This window comes from Microbacterium laevaniformans (genome assembly GCF_016907555.1).
Classification (GTDB): domain Bacteria; phylum Actinomycetota; class Actinomycetes; order Actinomycetales; family Microbacteriaceae; genus Microbacterium; species Microbacterium laevaniformans.
On the sequence record NZ_JAFBCE010000001.1, the window covers coordinates 877,463 to 897,913 of the forward strand.

A 20,451-nucleotide genomic window follows, 5' to 3' on the forward strand; every position below is an offset into this window, starting at 1 on the left:
AGTGTTCACTTTTCAAGCGCCGCTACTGTCCAGTTTTCGAGCGCCGTCGACAGCACAGCCTGTCGACACTCGGGATTCTCGCACTGACCGCGGACGACAAACGTGCCGGAAATCCACTCCGGCTCGAACGCAGGGTGGTTGCGCGCGGAAGCTGAATCGTGTCCTTCATCCTCGGTGGGCGCTGAGAATCCGATGTATCCGGTCTGGCACTTGGGGCACGCAGGCCGCGGCCACGGCTGTCCGTCCTCAATCGGGCGAGCGAGCTCGGAAAGTGCGGGGTCCACAGCCATGCTTCCAGCGTAAGCGGGACGCTATGCGGACAGGCGTAGAATGGGAATCGATCGCGGGCGACGGCTCTAGCCTTTGCCGGTCATGCGGGCGGTGGTGTCGAACGCGGCGAGCTCGGCGGGGTGGAGTTGGTGCTGCACGACGAAGGCCCGGTCCTTGATCCGCCAGAGCCCTTGCCCGGTGCCGAGTCCGGGCAGCAGGCGGCGTTCGGTGCCGGTCAGCCCGAGCGCGACGGCGGTGGGGCCGAGCTGATCGGTCTCCTGCCGGTAGACGATCTTCGTCTCCGCGTTTGCCAGCAGGCTGTTCGCCAGCGCCCGGTTCGCCGATCCGGCATCGCCGACGTTCTCCAAGTCGGTGAGCTTGTGGAACACCAAGAGATTGGCCAGCCCGTAGTGCCGGGCGAGACGCCAGTGGGCGTCCATCCTGCGCAGGAGCGCCGGGTGGGACATGAGCCTCCATGCCTCGTCGTAGACGACCCATCTGCGGCCCCCGTTGGGGTCGAGCAGGGCGGCTTCCATCCATGCCGACGAGCAGGTCATCAGCACCGAAATCAACGTGCTGTTCTCGGTGACGCGCGAAAGATCGAGGCTGACCATCGGCAGCGACGGGTCGAACCTGACGGTGCTCGGCCCGTCGAACAGGCCGGCCAGGTCCCCGGCCACCAGGCGGCGCAGCGCGTGGCCGACCTGGCGGCCGTCCTCGGTGAGCCGGCCGTCCGGGTCGTCGGCAGGGTCGGGGCGCAGCAGCCGGTCGACCACCATCGGCAGGATCGGCACGTCCGCGTCGCGGACCGCGCCGGCCAGGGCGGTGTCGATCGCGGTGTGCTCCAACGGCGCCAACCGCCGATCCAGCACCGTCTCCGTCAAGGCTCCGAGCAGATCGCGGCGTCGCGCGGCGAGGGTGGTGGCCCACTCCTGGTCGGACAGGCCGCCGGGCCGGTAGCCCTCATCCAAGGGGTTGAGCCTGTTGCCCATCCCGTGCCCGAGGATGATCGCTTTCCCGCCGACTGCTTCGGCGACGCCGGAGTGCTCGCCTTTGGGGTCGCCGGGGACATAGACGCGGTACCCGAAGGGCAGACTGCGGGTGTAGAGGCTCTTGGCGAGCGACGATTTCCCGGAGCCGACGATCCCCGCCAAGATCAGGTTCGGCGCGGTGATGATGCCCCTGCGGTACAACTCCCACGGGTCGTACACGAACGAGGAGCCGCTGTAGAGGTCTTGGCCGATGAAGATTCCCGCGGCTCCGAGCCCGGCTTCGGCCAGGAACGGGTACTGCCCGGCGAGCACGGCGCTGGTGTCCTGATGCCGGGCCACCCGGAAGCGGCCCGGTGTCCTCAGCGCGGCCGGGCCGGGCTCGCCGGCGGCGGGCAGGTAGACCGTGGCACGGCGTTCAGCCCGTTCGGCGGCGGCCTTGGCCTGGGCCGCTTCCTTCTCGACGTGACGCTGCTCGGCGACGAGGCGGGCGGCGGCTTGCCGCCGCTGCTTGCGCAGCCGGCGCCGCTCCGAGGCGGGAGTGACGAGGACAGCGGTGTGCAGCTTCTCGCCCCGGCTCACAACGACCGCCCCCGCGTCCCGGAGACCCAACCGCCGGCGGGACGGTCGAACCATGACGAGTCCGGCGCCGGGCGAGGCTGCTGTGGCATGTCCGGCTTGGGCTGCGGCGGGCCCTCGATGCCGAGCGGTGCCAGCGCGTCCGCGTTCTGGCAAGCGGCCTCCGCGACCCATCCGGGAAACAGGCACTCATGCTCGGGCCTGCTGCCGGGGTTGTCGATGGCGTACTGGCGGGCGTCGCCGGCCGCTGCCAGGAAGGCGGCGAGGTCGCGCATCGCGCGGTCCGGGGCGACCGGCGCTCCGGCGCCGGTGAACAGGTCCCGGCCGACGAGCGTCTGCCCGGTCGCGGTGTCCTCGATGCGGTAGGCATATCGCTGGTGCTCGCCCAGCGGCGAGTCCGGCCAGACGGTCAAGGTGAGCGTCCCGACGTGCCGGGACATCGAAGCGGTGGGGTCTGCGCTGTTCATGGCGGGCAGGTGCGCGCCGGCACGTCTCCGTGGTGGCTATGTCAGAGCGACAGCCCGCGGGCCTGCTTGACGGCGGCGACGCCGGGATGCTCGAACCAGCCCCCGTCACGGACGGCGCTACGCCGCCCGGCCGTCTCTCGCTCACGGCCTGTCGTCGGGCGGCGGGCCGGGACGTGCGCCCCTGCTTCTTTGTCGATGGCGTCCTCGGCACGGATCAGGTGCCGCCGGTACAGGGCGACGTGCCCGGCCATCGCGTTGTAGGTCATCGCGTAGTCGCCGGTCTCGGCCTGCCGGTCACCGGGATAGACCGGGGCGGTGTCGTGAACGTCGCCGTTCTCCAAGGCGGCGTTCGTGGTCTCCTCGCCGTAGTCCCACGCCGACAGATGCTCGATCCCCGCCTCGACCCCGTGGGCGTCGATGAGGTCGATCACCCGGTCGGTTTCCTCGCCTTGGAGGAACACGACGCCAACCCACCGCTCCACCATCCGGTCCTGCGGGTTCCACACGATCCGGCCCGAGTGGGTCATGGCCGCGCTCAGGCGGTCGTCGGCCTGGTCGATGAGCGTGCCGGCCTGGTGCAGCTCATCCGCTGCGGCCAGCGCCTCGGCCGCACCGCCGCTGTACTCGCGGGACTCGTCGGTGACGTGATGCTGCCGGCTCAGATGGGCGGCGGCGAGCTGGTCGAGCACCTGCCGCAGCGATCGCAGCCCGCCCAACAGCTCACCGATCACCACGTAGGTCTCGGACGGGTCCTCGAAGCTACGGCTGGCGTGAGCCAGACCGCGCAACGCCTCGTAGGCATCGCTGGCATCGCTGGTCGGGTTCGTGTATGTCGGCATCACGGGCCTCCTTCAACGAGGGTGGGATGCCTGCCAGGTGAGCGCGCCGGTCACACCGTGCGGCACAGCGGCAGCGCGGCCGCCGTGAACGCGACGGCTTGCTGGCCGACGAGCCTTCGGGTCTCGCAGGAGGCTTGGATCGAGGCTTGTTCGATCGCGGCGACTGCGGCTTCCAGCTCGTCGACGCTGGGGGCGGAGACGGAGATGAGCCCGGAGACCCGTAGAATCCCGTGGCCGGCGGTCAGGTCGGCTTCCTGCTGGAGAACGTCTTGGTATTCGGCGGTCTGCGCGGCGTCCTCGATCTGCCCGATTCGGGCGCGCTGGGCCGCATCGGAGATGTGTTCGACCTTCTTCTTGCGGATGTCGCGGGCCGCCTGGTCCGAGCGCATCGGGGTGTAGATCAGCGACACAGCCCGTTGGATGCCGGTGGAGAGCAGCACCGGCGCGAGGAACCCCGGATAGACGAGGCTGCGGGGCCACTCCGAGACCCACAGCACGGTGTGCCAGGCGGAGTCGGTGCGCAGGTTGCCCCAGGTCTCGGTGACCGCGACCGGGCCGGCGGCGGCGAGCTCCTGCCCGAGCCGCCCGTGGCGCTCCAAGGTGGCGGCCACGGCCGGGTCATACGCCGAGCGGAGGATGACCGCGACCTGACCGGGGCCGAGCCACCCCGAAGGGGTCAAGTCCGCCGAACGCAGCGCGGCGACCAGCGTCGCCATCTCCTGCCGGAGCACCGCGGCGGCGCCGCGGATGCCGCCGCCGGCGGTCCTGATCTGCCGGGAGGCGACCTTCATGTCCAGGGAGAGGCTGACCGTGGTGGCGTGCCGTTCCCCGGCGTGGCCGGCCCGCTCGATCAGTTCGCGGTAGGTGGTCGCGGCCCAGGAGCCGTCGTCGGTGCCGTGCTCGGCCCACCACTCGGCCAGCCCGCTACCGGAGTCGGGCAGGGTTCGTTCGAGCACTTGCAGGGTCGCGATCCGCCCGGACCGGCAGACCGTGGCGAGCACTCGCCCCCAGGAGGTGACGCGGCGCTCTTGCTCGCCGGGGTCGAGCAGGATGAATGCCGGATGGGTCACTTCCGTCACGACCGTCAAGGTTGCCTGGCGGGGGTCGTGGATCATGCACGCCCCGGTCTCGGGGTCCAGGTGCTCCCGAAGCCGGGCCATGTCACCGGGCAGCGCGAGACTTCCGGCAGGGCGGGGCTTGACGATCCGCCGCCGGTAGAGCAGTTGCCCGCCGGTGGAGCGCCACAGCCACCAGAGCGCGACAGGGAGCCATTCGACCATCGGCCTCCCAGCGATGGGCACCCAGGTCAGCACGACCGCGAGCAGCCAGACCGGGGCGGTGTAGACCAGCAGCATCCCGGCGCCGCCGTAGAACGCGGCCAGCAGCGCCAGGCCGCCGATGCCGAGGGTGATGAGCTGCGCGACCGAGAGGCCGAGCAGCACCCCTCGGCGGGTGAGTCGGCTGAACTTCATCGGCGTCAGCTCGCTACCGGGTGTCTTCTGGTCCGTGGTGGGCATGGGTGGTCACTCCTTGCCCCACGGCGATGCCGTGGGGTTGGACGGCTCCGTGGGCGTCCTCGGCTGCGGCGTGGACGGCGGGGGCGTCTGCGACGGCGGCGGGGTGCCGCCGTTCTGCCCGCCTGCGGCGTCGGCGGCGGTCTCGGCCTGACCGGCCACCGCGTGCCCGGCCTTCGGCCCGGCCTCGGCGGCATCCTTGGCGACCTTCGCTCCGACCACGACGGCTGCCGCCGGTCCCGCGCCCGCGGCGGAGGCGCCGGCTTCGGCGCCCACGGTTTCACCGCCGGCCGCGGCAGGTGCCTGCGCCGGGGCGGGCGACGGCGGAGGCGTGCCACCTGATCCTGCGTCCGACGCGCCGTCATTGGGGTCTTCGAGAACCTTCTTGGGCTCGCCGCCGCCTTGGGGCTTGGAGGGGATCGGGACGGGACGGTTGAGCGCGTTCTTGGCCTCCTGCTCGGTGCCCATCTGCTGGTACAGGTCGAAGCCCACGAACGACACGAAGCGGTAGACCATGTAGGGCGCGAAGGCCGCGATGCCCATGAGCACGATGCCGGTGATCGGTTCGGTGACGGCGGCGATGTCCAGCTCGATCGGGGTGGCGATCTGCGTGATCGCCAGCAAGAAGATGACGACGAGCACGAGCTTGCTGATGATGAGGGCGATCACGAACGCCGCCCATTTCCCGATCCATCCTTTGGTGGCGTCCCAGGACGCGCCGGCGAACGCGATCGGTGCCAGCACCACGCCGACCAGCAGCAGCGCCTTGCGGATCAGCAGGCTGAACCAGACGATCGCGACGGCGGCGATCATCAGCCCGGCCAGGAAGATCGTGACGATCGCGCCGACGCCGGGCGCGGCGATGTTGATGCCGCTGAGCCCGGCGGCGAGCAGGATGATCTTGTCGCCCATCGTCTCGGTGGTCTCGCCGGACGTCTGGATGATGCCGATGCTGAGCTGGTCCACGATTTCCAGTGCGAGCGCGGTCAGCGTGACGACCACGAACGCGCCCAGCACCGATTTCGCCGCGCCGAGCGCGGCTCTGGACAGCGCGGTCGGGTCGCGGCGGATCAGCCCGGTGATGAGTTGCAGGCAGAAGAAGATCCTCCACAAACACCGCAAGATGCTCGGCAATCCCCGGTACGGAGCAGTCGGAACACTGGCAATGCCCTACTTCCTCCTCTTCGAATACCTGGGTCTGCCCCGAGTCTTGTTGACAGTCGGGGGTTGGGGTGATCAGGCCGCTTCTGCGTCTGTGTAGATCATCTCAAACTCGATGGGGGTGAGTTTGCCGAGGCCGCGCTGACGGCGTCGGCGGTTGTACTTCGTCTCGATCCAGGTGACCATCGCGAGGCGAAGATCGGCGCGGGTGTCCCACCGAGTCGTGTTGAGCACGTTCTTCTGGAGCAGGCTGAAGAAGCTCTCCATGCTTGCGTTGTCTCCGGCCCCGTAAGACCTGCCCATGGAGCCGACGAGGCCGTTGTTGCGGAGCAGGTTCTGGGTGCGTTTCGCGCGGAACTGACCGGGCTCAACCAGTCGATGCAACACCGGCTTGTTGGAGCAACAATAGCTGCTCGTTGAAGGCCTCAGCGGGAGTCATCCATCCGAGCGACTTCCGAGGGCGCGTGTTCAGCGCGAATGCGACGGCTTCGATGTCTTCGGCGCTCCAGCGGGACAGGTCGGTGCCCTTCGGGAAGTACTGACGCAGCAGCCCGTTGGTGTTCTCGTTCGTACCGCGCTGCCAGGGCGACTGCGGATCGGCGAAGAACACCGGGATGCCGGTTTCGACGCGGAACTGCGCGTGAGCGGACATCTCCTTGCCGCGGTCCCAGGTCAACGAGCGCGCCAGCTGCGCCGGCAGCGCCGACATCGTGTTGGCGAGAGCATTCTTCATCGTGATCGCGCCATAGCCGGCCAACGCCGGCCCGTTCTTCGGCGTCTCCTTGTGCCGATAGCCCTCTTCCCGCGGGAGATGGACGAGCAGCGTGTAACGGGTCTTGCGCTCGACGACCGTGCCGACCGCCGAGCGCTCCAACCCGATCAGCAGATCGCCTTCCCAGTGCCCGGGGACGGCGCGATCGTCGGCTTCCGCCGGTCGCTCGCTGATCAGCGTCTCCGGCGTGACATGCGCCCAGGTCTTGCGCCGCGACCGCTCTCGGGGGACGCGTAGCGCCCTGCCCGTGCGGAGGTTCCAGACGAGTTCGCGCTTGAGCGCGCCGCGGCCCTCGATGTAGAGCGACTGGTAGATCGCCTCTGGGCTGATGCGCATGGACTCATCATCCGGGAAGTCGATCTTCAACCGGTGTGAGATCTGCTCCGGACTCCAAGCCCAGGACCAGGCCCTGTCCTTCCGATGCGGCTTGCCTCTCCCGGTGAACCGCGGCGGCTGGGGGCCGGTGACGATCGTGCCATCGGGGCGGGTGATCTTCCCCGACAGGCGCTCCTCGACATACGCGCGCAGCCGCGGGTTCGCGACGAGTTTCGCGACCTTGGGTCGCTTCGCGGTCATGTCTGCTTTCCACTGCGCGACCGACGCCCGATACTCCAGCTTCCCGCCCCGCGTGGCCGCGTTCCGCCGCAGCTCACGAGAGATCGTCCCGGCATCGCGGCCCATGGCGCGAGCGATCTCGCGAACGCCCTTGCCCTTCTCCTTGAGAATCGCGATCTCCTCGCGCTCAGCGAACGAGAGGTAGCGGCCCGATGACTGCTGGGCGATGTCGAATGGCGCCATGCCGCCAGCGTGTCGGAACCATCTTGCGCCGACCGCGGGCGCCACGCCGACAACCCCCGCGGCTTCCTCAGCGAGCAGCCCTTTCGCGATCTCGCCCCAGAACGCCGCCTCGACGGGTTTCTGAAACTTCGGATGCCCCGGCGAGCGGAGCTTCGGACGAACAGCCCTGTCCGCGGCCTGCTGACGACGAACCATCGAACACCTCCTGATAGAGGTGTTGCGACGACCAGTTGAATTCACCCTGACCGCCCCGGTCGGAGTGGCAGATCGTGCCGTCAGGTGAGCGCAACGCGATCGCGTTGCGCATCGCCGCACGTGCCAGGGAGGACTTCATGCGGGTGTCGATGGAGTAGCCGACGATCTTGTTCGACCAGACGTCCTTGATCGCGCAGATGTAGAGCTTGCCCTCCCTCGTCGGGTGCTCCGAGATGTCCCAGAGCCACACCTTGTTCGGCCCGTTGGCGACGAACTCGTGCCGGACCACGCCGTGCTCGTCGACGACCGCGAGGAGATCGTCGTGCGGCGCCGGCCCGGTACTGCCGGGCTTGCTGCGCTTGCGATGGTGCGATGCGTGAATCCCGGCGATCCGGCAGAGTCGGTGCACCCGGTTCTCGCTCGCGATGATGCCGTGCTCGGTGTCGAGCTCGTCGGTGAGGAACCTGTACCCGAGGGTGAGGTCATCCGCATGCAGGTCGTAGAGCACGTCAATGAGGTGCGCGTCGTCCCAGTCCCGCTGAGAGACCGGGTCCTTGAGCCACTGGTAGTACCCCTGCCTGGACAGACCCAGGACCCGCAACGCCACCGCGACCGGCACCCGCACGGGAGCGCCGGCCGCAGCCATCTCGTGGACGAGCGGGAAGACTATTTTCCCGGCAGGTTCGCCTGCGACAGATACGCCGCGGCCCGCCGCAGCACCTCGTTCTCCTGCTCCAGCAACCGGATCCGCTTATTCGCCTCACGCAGCTGCTTGCGCTCGTCGTCGGTCAGGCCGGCACGCTTGCCGTCCCCGACGTCGGCCTGCTTCATCCAGTTGCTCAACGAACCTTCGGAGATACCGAACTCCTTCGCGATCTGCGCCAACGGCGCCCGACCCTTCCGGGCCACGGCCACGACATCATCGCGGAACTCTCGGGGATAGGGCGTTGCCACAAGAACATCCCTCCAGCGAGGACGAATCCTCACAGTTCAGATGTCAACCAAACTCGGGGCAGACCCCCTCGGTCCACTCATCGGGGGAGTCGCGTTCGCCACGGTTTTCCTTTCGTCTCTGCTCGGCTTCGCCCCGTGGAGCCTGTTTTGGCTCGTCGTCGCCGCGTCCGCGGGCCTCGGGTTCCTCAACTCCGCTCTCGCCGTCCTCCTCGAAGAATCGGCGTACCACCGGTTCTCAAGGACTCGAGACGTCCTCAACCTGCTTGCTGCCGGCGCCATCGAACCCGTCTGGTTCCACGCCGCCCACGCGTGGTGGCGCACCATCGGCCTCGTCCGCGCCGTCACCCGGCGGAAAGCAGAATGGGGAACGCAACAAAGAGCCGGTTTCACACCGACGCGATCCCGCTAATGTCTCAACCGATGCAAGGAACTATCTGGGTAGCGTCACATCTCGTCGTCGTCGTCGGCTGCCTTTCACTTCGCCGAACGCGCCGGCATCGACGCGAACGTTCTGCGCGACGTGCTCGACGCCGGACCCATGGCGTCGGTCGTATCGCGGGGTAAGGCTCAGAAGCTTACCGACGACGACCTGGCGGCGCAGGCGGCGATCGCCGACGTGCTCAAGAACGCGCGGCTCGCCGAGACGGCGGCAGACGCGGCCGGCTCCGCCCACCCGCTGATCACGGCCAGTCGCGAGCTCTACGAGAGCGCGGTCGCCGACGGCAGGGGAGAGCTCGACATGATCGGCGTCATCGCCGTTCTCCAGGCGCGTGCCGATGCGCGAGCGCCCGGGCCCTGGACTCTCGAGCTCACCCCGTTCGACGACTCCGACGCTGACCGCCTCAGACAGGGCCAGCGCCAGGAGCTCGACGCGCGCTACGGTTCCGGCGATCACGAACCGGGTGCGGCGCCGTCGGTCCGTGGTTCCGGGGTCGCCAGCGCGGTGCTTCGCAAGTTGGAGGAGCACGCTCGTCCCCTCGGTGCCCGACGTCTCGTGCTGGAGACCGGTACGGCTCAGCCCGACGCGATCCGCTTCTACCAGCGCGAGGGATACGCGCCTATCCCGCTGTTCGGTTCGTATGCCGGGTCGGACGTGTTGGTCCGCTTCGGCCGCGACCTCCTCGTCCCGCGCTGACCGATCCGCACGCTCGGGCGCGGAAGCCTGGTCAGATCGACAGCCGTTCCAGCGGATTTTCCGCGAGCTTTTCGATGACGCCGCCGTCGACGAGGCGTTGTGCCGCGGTGTCGGGCTTGCGTGCCGCCTGGTCGAGCACGCAGGCGCCGAACTCCGCGGCGAGCGCTCCCCGGGGATAGACCGCGAGCACCTCACGGCGAAACGCTTCGGGAAGCGCCTCCGGCCGGGCACCCGAGATATCGAGACCGGTCGCGACCTCCAAGAGGTATCCCTCGGCATCCATCGCCGGATCGACCCGCGGCCAGTTGTGCCGCACGATCACATCGAGCGCGCGGGCGCGACGCTCCACCGGCCACCCCACCCCGGCCGTGAGCGCGACAGCGACGTGACCCCCGGCGTGCTCGTACGAGACGGTGTGGTTGTCGAACGCGGTGACGGTGCCGATGTCGTGGAGCACGGCGGCGACGTAGAGGAGCTCGTGGTCCACCTCACCGATGCCGTCGATGCGCGCGAACGCTTCGGCCCACAGCCAGGAGCGCAGGGCGTGGGCCGTGATCGCGGGCGACTGGTACTGGCGGGCGAGTTCGAGCGCTCCGCGCGCAGCCAGGGTGTCGGGTGCGTGGAAGTCGGTGAGGTGCATGGATCCAGTCTCGCGACGGACGCGCCCACAGAGGATGCCGGGGCCGGTCGAGCCTCGACGTATTCCTGCCAGACAAGGCGGCCAGAACTCACAGCCGGCGCCCAGCCTCACGGGACCAAATCGGGCGCATCCTCTGTTGGAACGAGTGATGCCGCAGCCAGCGGCATCGCAGAGGAGGCACCATGTCGAAGGACTACCACAAGTCGCCCGAGGCGCTCAGCCGCCTCACGGAACAGCAGTACGCCGTGACACAGGACGAGGGCACCGAGCCTCCGTTCCGAAACGCGTACTGGAACCTGCACGACGACGGCATCTACGTTGATGTCGTTTCGGGGCAGCCGTTGTTCTCGTCGAACGACAAGTTCGACAGCGGCACGGGATGGCCGAGCTTCACCCGCCCGATCGATCCGGATGCCGTGGTCACGACCACCGATCGGACGCTCTGGATGACGCGCACCGAGGTGCGCTCCTCCGGCGCGGACAGCCACCTCGGTCACGTCTTCGACGACGGCCCGCGCGCCGAGGGCGGACTGCGCTACTGCATGAACTCGGCGTCGCTGCGCTTCGTGCCCGTCGATGAGCTCGCAGACCAGGGTTACGGTGAGTATCTCGGCCTTTTCCCCACCCCCGACAGCCCCACTTCCGAGGAGGATGCAGCATGACCAGCGGACCCAGCGACACCGGAGCGATCACCCAGCCGGCCGGCACCGAGACCGCGATTCTCGCGGGCGGCTGCTTCTGGGGAATGGAGGATCTGATCCGTCGCCAGCCCGGAGTGATCAGCACCCGCGTGGGGTACACGGGGGGTCAGAACGACCACGCGACCTACCGCAATCACCCCGGTCACGCCGAGGCGGTCGAGATCGTGTTCGACCCGAGCGCGACCACCTACCGTGACATCCTGGCGTTCTTCTTCCAGATCCACGACCCGTCGACGCTGAACCGCCAGGGCAACGACATCGGTACGAGCTACCGTTCGGCCATCTTCCCCCTCACGCCCGAGCAGGAGCGCGTCGCTCGTGACACCATCGCCGACGTCGACGCCTCCGGCCTGTGGCCGGCTCCCGCCGTCACCACGATCGAGCCCCTTGGATCGTTCTGGGAGGCGGAGCCCGAGCATCAGGACTACCTGCTGCGCTATCCGAACGGCTACACCTGCCACTTCCCGCGAGCGGGCTGGGTGCTGCCGTCCCGCGCTGACGCCTGATCGACGGTCCGTGCGCCTCGAAGCTGTGAGCCGCACATCTTCGGGGCGTACCGTCAGGCCATGAGTACACCGAGCACGACCACGACCTCGTCCGCCAGCGCCCCCCTCGGCCTCGGATCGGTGCTGGTCGGCTCTCTGCCGTCCGCGCTGATGACTGCCGACGCCCCCGCCCGCTACACCGTCGAGGCGGTGTTCACTCGGCGCCCGCAGCGTGAGGAGATCGCCGAGATCCTCGGCGATGAGACGCGGGAGACCCTCGTCCGTGAGGGGTATCCCACGGTCGAGCTCACGGTCTCCGACCGTCGGCTGGAGATCGCGAACACCACTCTCGAAGAGCTCCGCGACGGCCTGGGCAGCGTGCTCGCCGAACGTCTCGCCGCCATCAGTGACCACGCGCACGAGCGTCGCGATGCGGCCGCGCGGCGCGACGAGAAGACGGCGGAGAGCGAGCGCGAGCGAGCCGCGGCCGTCGTCGCCCTCGCCGCCTCGGTCAGCTTCGGGGCCGGCGCGAACGCTGCCGGATGATGCCGAAGACGATCGTGCCGATGAACAGCACGATGCCGATGATGGCGAGCCACAGCAGGCCCGGGAAGGCGAAGCCGACGATGGACAGTACTGCCCAGGCGACGAGCAGGATGATGAGTACGGTCCACATGGTCCCGACCCTACGCGCCTTTCCCGCCCGGCGGGCCGGATCGTGCGGACCGGCGCCCGAGAGGCGCGGTCAGCACTCCCACAGGCCGCTGTGAGATGGTGGGGACATGCTCCACTGCGGTGATGGCATACCGACCTGAAGGGACGGTGCCATGCCTGCCTGGTGGGAAGAGATGTTGCACATCGTGACCGGTCGTGTCAGCCGACACGACGATCTGCCCGATCTGCGGGGGCTCGCGACGCGTCGGGTCGCGCTCGAGAAGACGCATTTCCTGGTCAACGACCGCGAGCGGCGCGGTGATGAGCGGCGCACCTACGTCATGCGCCACGTCGCTCCGACCCGGCACGACGTCGCTTCGGTCGCCGTCTCCTCCAACGGGCGAGGTGTCGGCTCACTGCCGCACGAGGTCGCCGTCTCGGTCGCACCGATCCTGCACCGCCTCGGAGGCGCCGCTCTCATCAACGGCGTCGGGTCCCGACCGGGAAGCCTCCGGCTGTGGGTGGATCTGCCGACTTCGACGGCGCTCGCCGACTTCGCCGTGCACCGCGACGGGAAACGTCGCGCGCACGACTCATGACGCGTCGCACCCGGCTCTGACGCTGCCGCGGAGCACAATGTCCTCATGGCCGACCCGATCTGGAAGAACGACCCCGACGAGCACGACTTCCCCGCGGCGGAGGACTATCTCCGCCTGATCGCCGCCCCTGAGCGCGCAGGTTCTCTCATCGCCGCTCTGCGGACAAGGGCGACGGTGACGAAGAAGGCGAAGGACATCCTCCGTGCGGCGGGTCTGCCGATTCTCCCCACGGACAACCCGCACGTCGCCGACGATCTCCGCAAGGTCCGTGCGGGAAAGCCGTTGTCGCCCGTGCTTATCGTGCACGGGGACCTCACGCGCGGTCTTCCCGCACAGATCGCCGACGGCTATCACCGGGTTTGCGCGAGTTGGTATCTCGACGAGAACACCGAGATCCCGTGCCGCATCGTCGGCCCCGACGCCGCGGCGTGAGCGCATGACCCTGGAGACGCTCGCGCTCGTCGGCGCGGTCGCGTTGCTCGGCCCCCTCCTGTCAGCGGGCACGCGATGGCGCGTGCCGGTCGTGATCGGCGAGCTCGTCGCCGGCATGATCATCGGTGCGTCGGGCCTGCATCTGGTCGACACCACCGACGCCACGTTCAGCTTTCTGGCAACGCTCGGATTCGGTCTCACGATGTTCGTCGCGGGGACGCATGTGCCTCTGCGTGACGCCCGTCTGCGGCCCGCCCTCGGCCGCGGCGCGCTGCACGCGATCGTCGTCGGCATCGCTGCGGCCTGTGCGGGGTGGGCCCTCGCCGCTGTCTTCGACACGGGCCACGCTGCCATCTACGCCGTCGTGATGGCCTCCTCCTCCGCCGCGCTCGTGCTGCCGGCCGTGCAGCAGACGCGCCTGGGCGGTGCGCAGCTCCTGCCCACGATCGCGCAGGTCGCGATCGCCGACACCGCCTGCATCGTCGCGTTGCCGCTGGCGATGGATCCCGAGCGCGCACCGGTCGCCGCCGTCGGTGCGCTCGGGATCGCGGCCGTCGCTTCGCTGCTCGCCCTCGCCCTGAGGTGGGCGGATCGTGGCGACCGGTGGAAGCGTCTGCGCGAGACGAGCAAAGCGCATGAGCTTGCGATCGAGTTGCGCGTCAGCCTGATCCTCGTCTGCAGCCTCGGCGCGCTCGCGACGGTGTCGCACGTTTCCGTGCTGCTGGCCGGGTTCGCCGGGGGCCTGGCTGTTGCCAGCGCCGGCGAGCCGCGGCGGCTCGCGCGCCAGCTGTTCGCGGTGACGGAGGGGTTCCTGTCGCCGCTCTACTTCGTGTGGCTGGGATCGTCGCTCTCGCTGGGCAGTCTCCTGGCGTCGCCGTCGTACCTCCTGCTCGGACTGCTGCTCGGCGTCGGTGCACTGATCGCGCACCTCGTCGGCGCGCTGATGCACCAGCATCCACTGTGGGCCGTCATCGCGGCGGCGCAACTCGGCGTTCCCATCGCCGCAGCGACGATCGGCGCCGAGACGGGCGCGCTCGCCGCGGGGGAGCAGGCTGCGCTCGTGCTCGGCGCGATCATCACCATTGGAGCCCTCGCGGCCGCCGCCGCGGTCGCGTCGGGCCGCGCGTCGTTCTCGCCGACGGGAACGCAGGCAGCGGGCGCCGCGCCCGGGTCGGTGACGCGCTCGGGGCGCCCGCCGACCTGATCGGCTGGTTCAACCTGCGTTGCGGACCTCGTCCAGCGCGGCATCCAGCGTCGCAAGGATGGCCGCGCACCGCTCCACATCCTCGCGGGTGCCGGCCAGCTCGAACTCGAACAGGACGGGGCGCCCCGACGTCTGTGACAGCTGCCGCGCGGCGGCCTGATAGTAGTCGCCGAAGTTGCGGTTGCCCGATCCGATGATCCCGACCATTCGTCGTCGCGTCATGGGCGAGCGCAGGAACGCCCGCACGCCGGCCGGCAGGGTGACCTCGTCGGCGTTGCCGGCCTTGTACGACGGCGTGAGCAGGACCCAGGGGCCGCTCGGCTCGCCGCGCCTCACGTCGGAGCGGGCGAGATTGAGCACCCGCCGACCGTCGATCCGCGCGAGAGCCTCCGCGAACCGGCCGGTGAGGTTCGACGAGGAGGAGTAGTAGTACACGGGGATCTTCCGCATGTCGACAGTCTCATCGGATGCCGCCGCGTCCGCTCGCCGCATCGGCGTGACAAACCCTCGGCGGCGGCCGCATCCACGTCGCTTGTGTGGTCAGACCACATATGTCATACTGATCTCAGACAGGCCCGAGAGCCCTCGGACCCGGAAAGCGATGACGCGGACACCGTGTCCGCGCCGGGTAGGAGAACCCACAATGTCCACCTCGATCGATGCTCTGGTCGAAGGCGCACAAGCCGCGCTCGCAGAGTACGCATCCTTCACGCAGGAACAGGTCGACCACATCGTCCGCAAGGCGAGCGTCGCGGCCCTGCACTTCCACGGCGAACTTGCGCTCATGGCGGTCGAAGAGACCGGTCGCGGTCTGTTCGAAGACAAGGCCGTGAAGAACATGTTCGCGTGCGAGCACGTGACGAACTCGATCATCAACCAGAAGACCGTCGGCGTCATCTCGCACGACGAGATCACCGGTATCACCGAGATCGCCGACCCGGTCGGGGTCATCTGCGCGCTGACCCCCGTCACCAACCCGACCTCGACCGCCATCTTCAAGTCGCTCATCGCGCTGAAGACCCGCAACCCCATCGTCTTCGGTTTCCACCCCGCCGCCCAGAAGTGCTCCGTGGCCGCGGCGAAGATCGTCCGCGATGCGGCGATCGCCGCCGGCGCCCCCGAAAACTGCATCCAGTGGATCGAGGAGCCCTCGATGGAGGCATCCGGCGAGCTGATGAACCACCCGGGCGTGGCCCTCATCCTCGCCACCGGTGGCAACGCGATGGTCCGGGCCGCCTACTCCTGTGGCAAGCCCGCCCTCGGCGTCGGCGCCGGCAATGTGCCCGCCTTCATCGAGCGCACCGCGAAGGTCGGACGCGCCGTCAACGACATCGTGCTGTCGAAGTCGTTCGACATGGGCATGGTGTGTGCGAGCGAGCAGGCCGTCATCCTCGACGAGCCGATCGCCGCCGAGGCGCTCGCCGAGTTCGCGCGACTGCACGCCTACATGGCCACCGCGGACGAGAAGCGGATGCTCGAGGAATTCATCTTCGGCGTCACTGCCGGCAGTGAGAACTGCGCCGGCGCCAAGCTCAACCCCACCGTCGTCGGCCAGTCGCCGCAGTGGATCGCCGAGCACGCCGGCTTCACGGTTCCCGAGAACACGTCGATCATCCTCGCGGAGGTCTCCGGTGTCGGCCCGCACGAGCCGCTGACGCGTGAGAAGCTCGCCCCGGTGCTTGCGGTGCTGCGCGCGAAGACGCCGGCGGAGGGCATCGACCTCGCCCGCCAGATGGTCGACTTCGACGGTCTCGGCCACTCCGGCGCCATCCACTCCAACGACCAGGACGTCATCGCCGAGTTCGGCAAGGTCGTCAAGGCCGTCCGCATCATCGAGAACAGCCCGTCGGCGCTCGGTGGCATCGGTGACATCTACAACGCCTTCATGCCGTCACTGACCCTCGGCTGCGGCTCCTACGGTCACAACTCGGTCTCCAACAACGTCTCGGCGGTGAATCTCTTGAACGTCAAGCGCATCGGGCGTCGCAACAACAACCTTCAGTGGTTCAAGATCCCCGCGAAGACGTACTTCGAGCCGAACGCGATCCGCTACCTCGGCGACATGCGCGGTCTCGAGCGCGTCACGATCGTTACCGACGAGACCATGACCAAGCTCGGCTACGTCGACCGCATCATGGATGTGCTGAACCGCCGCGAGAACCGTGTGCAGGTGCAGCTGATCAACACGGTCAAGCCGGAGCCCAAGGTCTCTGAGGTCCGTGCCGGCGCCGACTTGATGCGTCAGTTCCAGCCCGACACGATCATCGCCCTCGGCGGCGGATCGCCCATGGATGCCTCCAAGGTGATGTGGCTGCTCTACGAGAACCCCGAGATCGAGTTCTCCGACATGTGCGAGAAGTTCTTCGACGTGCGCAAGCGCGCATTCAAGTTCCCGGAGCTCGGCAAGAAGGCGAAGCTCGTCTGCATTCCGACCACGTCGGGCACCGGCAGCGAGATGACCCCGTTCGCCGTCATCACCGACGACGAAACGGGCATGAAGTACCCGCTCGCCGACTACGCCCTGACCCCGTCGGTGGCGATCATCGACCCCGTGCTCACCAAGGTGCTGCCCGGCTTCCTCGTCGCCGACGCCGGCTTCGACGCCCTGACCCACGCCACCGAGGCGTTCGTCTCCGTCTACGCCAACGACTACACCGACGGTCTGTGCCTGCACGCGATCAAGCTCATCTTCGAGAACATCGAGCGCAGCACGAAGGCCCAGCCGAACTCGACGGATGCCGAGGACATCAAAGCCCGCGAGAAGATGCACAACGCGGCATCCATCTCGGGCATGGCCTTCGGAAACGCCTTCCTCGGGATCGTGCACGCGATGGCGCACGTGACCGGCGCGACCTACCACCTGGTGCACGGCCGCACGAACGCCGTCTACCTGCCGCACGTGATCCGCTACAACGGGACCGTGCCGACCAAGCTCACGAGCTGGCCGAAGTACGAGCGCTACATCGCGCCCGAGCGGTTCCAGGAGATCGCCAAGCACCTGGGCCTTCCGGCATCCACGCCGGAAGAGGGCGTGGAGAGCTATGCCCGCGCCGTCGAGGAGCTGCGCGACCGGGTCGGCATCGAGCGGTCCTTCCAGCAGCAGGGTGTCGACGAGACCACCTTCATCTCGGGCCTGCAGGAGCTCGCCCTGGCCGCCTACCGCGACCAGTGCGCCCCGGCGAACCCGCGGATGCCGATGATCGATGACATGAAGACCCTCATGGAGGCCGCGTACTACGGCACGTCCTTCGAGGAGGTCCGTGCGGCCCGCAAGGTCGCCCACGCCGAGAGCGAGGCCGTGACGGGAACCGTCCGCACCGCGCCCGCCAAGGCGACGGCCAAGAAGGCCAAGACCAGCGCCTGACCGACGCTGCGGAACGAGGGGGGCCGGGGGAGCATACCCGGCCCCCTTCTCCGCGCCCGCTCGATCTCCGTACCCTGGAGGCATGCACATGCCACGCCGTCTGCGGTTCGGGGACATCGCCCCCTGGGCCGTGACGGCGCTCGCCGCCATCGGAGCAATCGTCCTGGGGCTGGTCGCGCTGGGGGCGGGTGCCGCGGCTCCCGCGACGCCGCCCGGAGCGGAGACCGCTGCAGCGGCGGCGCCACCCGGTTCGGCGTCGCCGACGGCGGCCCGGGTCGGAGCCCCCGAGAACACGACCGCGTACGACATCGCCGCGCTTCGGCAGATCGACGTGTGGTCGGTGACGCCCGGCATCCCCGTCGATGACGCGCCGTTCGCGCCGACGACCGGTGAGCTCGCCACGCCGCTGACGGCGGCCCCCATCTTCGCCGACCCCGCCGGACAGCCGCTCGGGTACCTGCCGCGCGACGCCGCGTACGGCGGCACGGTCGTTCCCGTCGTCGAGCGCCAATCGCACTGGGTCAAGGTCCTGCTCGCCGGCCGGCAGGGTGTTCCGCCGGACGGCAACCCCGCGCAGACGGTCGGCTGGCTTCGCGCCGCGGATATCGAGCTGACGCCCGTGACCGCCTATGTCGAGGTGCACCTGGCCGACCACACGATCGATATCGTCTCCGCATCCGGTGTGGAACGGGTCGCCAGCGACTTCGCGTGGGGCAAGCCGTCGACGCCGACGCCCGTGGGGCGCACGTTCGTGATGCTGACGCGCGTCGTCCCGGAGTTCGCCTACACACAGGGCCATCCGCTCGTGTATCTCGGGGTGCAGTCCGCGACGATGGCGGGCTTCGACGGCGGCACGGTCGCCGTGACCGCCTTCCACTACTACCGCGAGCGCTCCGGAGCGAACTCGTTCGGCTGCATCTACCTCGACGGCCCGGCCACCGATCGGCTCGCGCAGCTGCCGCCGGGGACCCCCGTGATCGTCTACCCGTAGGGCACGTCCCACCCCCGAACGCGATGAAGCGTTGCGCGTTTGGGGTAAGCGCCGCCGCTCCCGCCCAGTTCGAAGAGATCGAGCATGAGAAAGACGGGATAGGAGGGAGACTGCGCCCATCGCCCGACCAGTCTGCCCTCGCAGCCGATGAGCGTCTCGCGCCCGTCCCAGATCACCGTCCAGGTGTGCGCCGCCGCGGCATCCACCGGCACCTCGATCCCCCGCATCTCCGTGATCAGCCGCGGGTCGTGGTGGCTCTTGACGCCGGCGCGAACCGTCGTCGGCATGCCGACCGCCGCCGCATCGATCTCGAAGATACAGATCTCTCCCGCCTCCGTGGGAGCGCGATGCTCGGTTCCCACCAGCCAGGCCGCTGTCATGCAGCCCGGATCTGTGCTTGCGCTCAGCGTGATCTCGATGCGGCCGCGAGAGGGCGCGAAGAGCAGTCGTGTGGGCGTGTGGGTGCGCACGAGCAGCCCGTCGCCGCGATGGCGGTGTGTTCCCCTCGGCGAGCCGACCGGGCCGGAGAACGCGCCGGTCTGCAGGTTGGAGACGCGCAGCGGTGCGTCCTCGGCCCGCCAATCGGGCTGATCGCTCTCGATGCGCAGTTCGAGCCCGTCTGCGACGGAGAGCGTGCGTGCGGCCGCGCGCCGCGCCGTGGTCCAATGCGACAGGTAGGCGGGGATCCACCGTCTCTCGTCGATGCCGTCGTGGAACTCGTCGTCGAACACCGGGAGTCGACGCGGAGGTGGAGGCACCTCGTCGCGGGGTGCCTCGGGCGGTCGCATCGGATCGGTTCGCATACGGGATGCTCTCACGGGGCCCCGACACCCGCTCCGCGTCATCCGCTGGTCGCCGCGGTGGGCCCCGTGCCGGCGAGGACTGCCCTCCACAGGGGCCGTTCGCGTCGAGCGTGCGATCGCTACGATGACCGGGTGCGCTTCGAGTTCGACGGTGAGATCTTCCGCTGGTCGGCCCGACAGGAGGACTGGTACTTCGTCGAGCTGCCGGCCGAGGCCAGCGCCGATATCCGCGAGCTGCCACGACCGCCGCGCGGGTTCGGCGCGGTACGCGTGCAGGTCGGCATCGGTGGGTCGCGCTGGCGCACCTCGGTCTTCCCCGACGCCGAGCGCGGGCGCTACGTGCTGCCGTTGAAACGCTCGGTGCGCGAAGCGGAAGCCATCGACCTCGCAGCCCCGGTCCACGTCCACCTCGAGGTGCAGGATGGGTGATCCGGCCGCCGCCCTCGCCGCGGCCGCCTTCGTCGTCGCCGCGGTCGTCGGCGTGATCCTCACGATCGTCGATCTGCGCACCCACCGCCTGCCCAATGCCCTCGTGCTTCCCGCGCTCGCCGTCACGCTCGCGCTGTTCGCGGCATCCTGTGCGGTCGGTGCCCCCTGGGCGGCGTTCCTGCGGGCGGCTGCGGCCGGGGCGGTGCTGTTCGCCTTCTTCCTGATGCTGCGCATCATCGGGCGGGGCGCGATGGGCGGCGGCGACGTGAAACTCGCCGCGCTCGTGGGGGTGCTCCTCGGCTGGGTCGGCTGGTCGGCTGTCCTCCTCGGCGTCGTCGCCGCCTTCCTGCTGGGCGGTGTCGTCGGCATCGTCCTCCTGCTGACGCGACGCGCCTCGCGCTCGACGCGCATCCCGTTCGGTCCTTTCCTCGTCGCGGGGACGTGGATCGGACTGCTGGCCGCCGCCCACTGACCGC

23 protein-coding genes and 2 pseudogenes are annotated in these 20,451 nt (G+C 69.0%); 12 read left to right on the plus strand and 13 right to left on the minus strand.

The genetic code is table 11. The annotated features are described in order from the left end of the window. Positions 1–5: 5 nt before the first annotated feature. From JOE53_RS04030 to JOE53_RS14660, 9 genes and pseudogenes are all read right to left on the minus strand, one after another. Complete coding sequence (locus JOE53_RS04030) at positions 6–290, minus strand: hypothetical protein (protein WP_204946860.1); 285 nt, start codon at positions 288–290, stop codon at positions 6–8. A 66-nt stretch (positions 291–356) separates the two neighbouring features. Further along, positions 357–1,841 carry an ATP-binding protein gene (locus JOE53_RS04035; protein ID WP_204946861.1) on the minus strand — a complete coding sequence of 495 codons (1,485 nt, stop codon included), beginning with the start codon at positions 1,839–1,841 and terminating at the stop codon, positions 357–359. Next, entirely contained in the window at positions 1,838–2,305 is a 468-nt protein-coding gene (locus JOE53_RS04040; RefSeq protein WP_204946862.1) for a hypothetical protein, read from the minus strand. Before JOE53_RS04040 ends, JOE53_RS04035 begins: the two co-directional genes overlap by 4 nt. Positions 2,306–2,346: 41 nt before the next feature. Further along, entirely contained in the window at positions 2,347–3,144 is a 798-nt protein-coding gene (locus JOE53_RS04045) for a hypothetical protein (RefSeq protein WP_026529671.1), read from the minus strand. A gap of 50 nt (positions 3,145–3,194) precedes the next feature. Continuing rightward, positions 3,195–4,661, minus strand: coding sequence for a PrgI family protein (locus JOE53_RS04050; protein ID WP_204946863.1), 1,467 nt, complete (start codon positions 4,659–4,661; stop codon positions 3,195–3,197). 6 nt (positions 4,662–4,667) lie between these two features. Beyond that, positions 4,668–5,771, minus strand: coding sequence for a type IV secretion system protein (locus JOE53_RS04055; RefSeq protein ID WP_231477296.1), 1,104 nt, complete (start codon positions 5,769–5,771; stop codon positions 4,668–4,670). A 123-nt stretch (positions 5,772–5,894) separates the two neighbouring features. Then, positions 5,895–6,179 (minus strand): annotated as a pseudogene (locus tag JOE53_RS04060) (integrase core domain-containing protein); the annotation flags it as partial. A 7-nt stretch (positions 6,180–6,186) separates the two neighbouring features. After that, entirely contained in the window at positions 6,187–7,584 is a 1,398-nt protein-coding gene (locus tag JOE53_RS04065; RefSeq protein WP_204946865.1) for an IS30 family transposase, read from the minus strand. A gap of 46 nt (positions 7,585–7,630) precedes the next feature. Continuing rightward, positions 7,631–8,538: pseudogene (locus tag JOE53_RS14660) on the minus strand (IS3 family transposase); the annotation flags it as partial. 40 nt (positions 8,539–8,578) lie between these two features. Between JOE53_RS14660 and JOE53_RS04075 the strand changes: the two are divergent. Next, positions 8,579–8,947 carry a hypothetical protein gene (locus JOE53_RS04075; RefSeq protein WP_204946867.1) on the plus strand — a complete coding sequence of 123 codons (369 nt, stop codon included), beginning with the start codon at positions 8,579–8,581 and terminating at the stop codon, positions 8,945–8,947. Between the two features lie 39 nt (positions 8,948–8,986). Beyond that, on the plus strand, positions 8,987–9,673 hold the full coding sequence (locus JOE53_RS15085) for a GNAT family N-acetyltransferase (protein ID WP_271171053.1): 687 nt from the start codon (positions 8,987–8,989) through the stop codon (positions 9,671–9,673). A 31-nt stretch (positions 9,674–9,704) separates the two neighbouring features. Here JOE53_RS15085 and JOE53_RS04090 read toward each other — a convergent pair whose 3' ends face one another. Beyond that, positions 9,705–10,313 carry an HD domain-containing protein gene (locus JOE53_RS04090; RefSeq protein WP_204946868.1) on the minus strand — a complete coding sequence of 203 codons (609 nt, stop codon included), beginning with the start codon at positions 10,311–10,313 and terminating at the stop codon, positions 9,705–9,707. A 182-nt stretch (positions 10,314–10,495) separates the two neighbouring features. On the opposite strand from JOE53_RS04090, the gene msrB reads away from it, so the two are divergent. The 3 genes from msrB to JOE53_RS04105 are packed head-to-tail and all read left to right on the plus strand — an operon-like array spanning position 10,496 to position 12,045. Further along, complete coding sequence (msrB, locus tag JOE53_RS04095) at positions 10,496–10,975, plus strand: peptide-methionine (R)-S-oxide reductase MsrB (RefSeq protein ID WP_061681755.1); 480 nt, start codon at positions 10,496–10,498, stop codon at positions 10,973–10,975. Then, complete coding sequence (msrA, locus tag JOE53_RS04100) at positions 10,972–11,520, plus strand: peptide-methionine (S)-S-oxide reductase MsrA (protein WP_204946869.1); 549 nt, start codon at positions 10,972–10,974, stop codon at positions 11,518–11,520. Before msrB ends, msrA begins: the two co-directional genes overlap by 4 nt. Before the next feature lie 60 nt (positions 11,521–11,580). Beyond that, on the plus strand, positions 11,581–12,045 hold the full coding sequence (locus JOE53_RS04105) for a hypothetical protein (RefSeq protein ID WP_005049017.1): 465 nt from the start codon (positions 11,581–11,583) through the stop codon (positions 12,043–12,045). Here JOE53_RS04105 and JOE53_RS04110 read toward each other — a convergent pair. Continuing rightward, positions 12,011–12,175 (minus strand): hypothetical protein, encoded by a 165-nt coding sequence (locus tag JOE53_RS04110; RefSeq protein WP_005049019.1) that lies wholly within the window; start codon positions 12,173–12,175, stop codon positions 12,011–12,013. The two genes, JOE53_RS04105 and JOE53_RS04110, sit on opposite strands and share 35 nt — an antisense overlap. A gap of 151 nt (positions 12,176–12,326) precedes the next feature. On the opposite strand from JOE53_RS04110, the gene JOE53_RS04115 reads away from it, so the two are divergent. The 3 genes from JOE53_RS04115 to JOE53_RS04125 are packed head-to-tail and all read left to right on the plus strand — an operon-like array spanning position 12,327 to position 14,388. Next, complete coding sequence (locus JOE53_RS04115) at positions 12,327–12,752, plus strand: hypothetical protein (protein ID WP_061681754.1); 426 nt, start codon at positions 12,327–12,329, stop codon at positions 12,750–12,752. Positions 12,753–12,797: 45 nt separating this feature from the next. Further along, positions 12,798–13,184 (plus strand): hypothetical protein, encoded by a 387-nt coding sequence (locus JOE53_RS04120; protein WP_036286560.1) that lies wholly within the window; start codon positions 12,798–12,800, stop codon positions 13,182–13,184. A gap of 4 nt (positions 13,185–13,188) precedes the next feature. Then, positions 13,189–14,388, plus strand: a complete 1,200-nt coding sequence (locus JOE53_RS04125) for a cation:proton antiporter (RefSeq protein WP_036286557.1) — start codon at positions 13,189–13,191, stop codon at positions 14,386–14,388. Between the two features lie 9 nt (positions 14,389–14,397). Here the strand turns inward: JOE53_RS04125 and nrdI are convergent, their stop codons facing one another. Beyond that, a complete protein-coding gene (nrdI, locus tag JOE53_RS04130; RefSeq protein ID WP_005049028.1) occupies positions 14,398–14,838 on the minus strand; it encodes a class Ib ribonucleoside-diphosphate reductase assembly flavoprotein NrdI in 441 nt (146 codons plus the stop codon). Positions 14,839–15,031: 193 nt separating this feature from the next. Here nrdI and adhE point away from each other — a divergent pair, with 193 nt between their 5' ends. After that, positions 15,032–17,752, plus strand: coding sequence for a bifunctional acetaldehyde-CoA/alcohol dehydrogenase (gene adhE, locus JOE53_RS04135; protein ID WP_005049030.1), 2,721 nt, complete (start codon positions 15,032–15,034; stop codon positions 17,750–17,752). A gap of 82 nt (positions 17,753–17,834) precedes the next feature. Further along, a complete protein-coding gene (locus tag JOE53_RS04140) occupies positions 17,835–18,743 on the plus strand; it encodes a L,D-transpeptidase (protein ID WP_231477125.1) in 909 nt (302 codons plus the stop codon). Here JOE53_RS04140 and JOE53_RS04145 read toward each other — a convergent pair. Then, the gene (locus JOE53_RS04145; RefSeq protein WP_233449481.1) at positions 18,734–19,546 is read right to left on the minus strand and encodes a hypothetical protein; all 813 of its coding nucleotides are present in this window, start codon (positions 19,544–19,546) and stop codon (positions 18,734–18,736) included. The genes JOE53_RS04140 and JOE53_RS04145 overlap by 10 nt on opposite strands. A 132-nt stretch (positions 19,547–19,678) precedes the next feature. On the opposite strand from JOE53_RS04145, the gene JOE53_RS04150 reads away from it, so the two are divergent. Together JOE53_RS04150 and JOE53_RS04155 are read left to right on the plus strand one after the other, a co-directional pair. Continuing rightward, entirely contained in the window at positions 19,679–19,975 is a 297-nt protein-coding gene (locus JOE53_RS04150) for a DUF1905 domain-containing protein (protein WP_005049039.1), read from the plus strand. After that, a complete protein-coding gene (locus JOE53_RS04155; RefSeq protein ID WP_061681750.1) occupies positions 19,968–20,447 on the plus strand; it encodes a prepilin peptidase in 480 nt (159 codons plus the stop codon). The genes JOE53_RS04150 and JOE53_RS04155 overlap by 8 nt, the downstream gene beginning before the upstream one ends. The last annotated feature ends 4 nt before the right edge of the window (positions 20,448–20,451 follow it).